At 39.1% G+C, this 2,139-nt stretch carries 2 protein-coding genes; both read left to right on the top strand.

The genetic code is table 11. The features are described from left to right. The first annotated feature begins 8 nt into the window (after nt 1-8). Complete coding sequence (locus tag HY841_10240; GenBank protein ID MBI4931132.1) at nt 9-266, top strand: MoaD/ThiS family protein; 258 nt, start codon at nt 9-11, stop codon at nt 264-266. A gap of 227 nt (nt 267-493) precedes the next feature. Further along, complete coding sequence (locus HY841_10235; protein MBI4931131.1) at nt 494-1,660, top strand: DDE-type integrase/transposase/recombinase; 1,167 nt, start codon at nt 494-496, stop codon at nt 1,658-1,660. The last annotated feature ends 479 nt before the right edge of the window (nt 1,661-2,139 follow it).

Below are 2,139 nucleotides of genomic sequence, written 5' to 3'. Positions count from 1 at the left end.
GGGCAAGGATGTTGAAATTAGTCAAGCGATTATCCCCAATAGTTATAGTGAGTATTTTAAGTTTTGGGTTAACCGGCTGCACTTTTATATTCCAGAAAACTCGGCGGGCAGATATTGAAAGGATTTCAAAATTAAAAAATAAATATCACTTTCGACTTTCCACGGGTTTATTAAAAGTAGCGGTCAATGATGAATTCAAAGCTTGGGACACACCTTTAAACTCCGGAGATCGGATTGTTTTTATTCCACCAGTGGCTGGAGGATGAGATAAAAGTAATTTTTCAAGATCGTACCATGTAAACTCCAAATTAAAAGTGCACTGTTTTTGAAGGGAACTCCAAACTAAAAGTGCACTATCTATAAGCCATACTTTCAGTAAAAACGAAAGGAATGGCTTATGGAACAACTACACAAAAGATTTACCAATGAACAGGTCAAAGATTTAATGCAACGTTACATCAACAAAGAGATTAAACGCGAACATATCCAGCAAATGCTTCGGATTGAAAGACGTCAATTTTTTAAATTGCTTAAAGAATATCGCGATCACCCAAAAGAATTTTCAATCGAATATACTCGGCAGACCAAAACCCGAAGTATTGATCCTGCCATTGAGAAAAATATTCTCAAAGAACTCAAAAGTTCCCAAGCTCTCATAGATAAGAAATCAATTCCCGTATGGTCCTATAATTACAACTTCATTAGAAAAGATTTGGAAGCCAACGAAAATCAAAAAGTCTCCTTACAAACAATCATCAATAAAGCCAAACAATATGGCTTTTATATCGACCGATCCCAAAAACACAAGGCTCATGACCGAGAGGTTATTACCAATCATGTAGGGGAATTAACTCAGCACGATTCTTCATTCCATCAATTCTCTCCATGGGTGGATGGCAAATGGTGTTTGATCACCTCCATTGATGATTACAGCCGCTTTATGTTCTACGCCATGCTCGTTGAAAACGAATCGGCTTGGGCCCACATAAGAGCTCTTCAGACGGTATTCTTGAAATTCGGCCTTCCTTTAAAAATTTATGTGGACTCTCATTCTATCTTCCGTTTTGTCCGCGGACGTGATGAACTTCATTACAAACATCATTTAATGACTGATGAAGCCACTCCTCAATGGAAGCAGGTCATTAACGACTGTCAGGTGGAGGTCATCCACGCATTATCTCCTCAGGCCAAAGGAAAAGTCGAACGTCCTTACCGCTGGATTCAAGAATATTTGGTCCGTATTTGCGCGAGAGACAAAATTACAACCATTGCCGCAGCCAATCAAATCTTATTCCGCCAAATGCATCTGTACAATTACAAATGGGTTCATTCCACCACCAAAGAAATTCCTTACTTGCGCTATCAAAGAGCTCTCAAAGAAAAACAATCTCTCCTTCGTCAATTTATTATTCCACCTCCCTTTTTATCCATTAAAGATATCTTCTGCTTCAGAATGGATCGCGTCGTGGATAGTTACAGAACCGTATCCGTTAATAACTTTCAATTGAAATTCAACAACGCGCCGATTCGCGAAACGGTCAACTTACGAATCTATCCGCACGAGAAATCTGATTTAGCGGACGTGAGATTCTGGTATAACAAAAAACTTTTAGATGTTCAGCAAGTCAAGACCACTTTGATTTTACCCGTGCACTTTTAATCTGGAACAGGGTGCACTTTTAATTTGGAGCTAACAGAAAGCGCTTGCTACATGAGCTTACCTTGACAACTGTAAGTGAAGATGTTATCTTTTCTTTCATACTACCTTTGAAGCCAAAGTTATTCTTCGCCTTTGTAACGGATTGATTGTTTGGCCCTTCTTCGCTAAGGTGGACTTTGGTGGAGGAGAATACTTTCCGTATATTTGATGTGCGCAGAAAAAATCGAATGGAAGCTTAAATATGCCAGATCAGGACTTGAATATGCCGAATTCCCCCACTTTCACAAAAAATCTTGAAGAACAGTTAATTCGGGTAGAAAAAGAATTGGCCATTCTCTATGACATTAGTAATGCGCTGCGGACCACTCTTGAGCTCAATCATATCTTATACATTATTCTCACTGGAGTAACCGCCCATTCCGGATTAGGATTTAACCGAGCTATTTTATTTCTGTTGAACACTCAAAAACGCTGCCTGG

Source organism: Bacteroidota bacterium, from assembly GCA_016213405.1.
Classification (GTDB): Bacteria; Bacteroidota; Bacteroidia; order Palsa-948; family Palsa-948; genus Palsa-948.
Note: the sequence above shows the minus strand (reverse complement) of the source record. Positions and strands in the feature narration are given on the sequence as shown.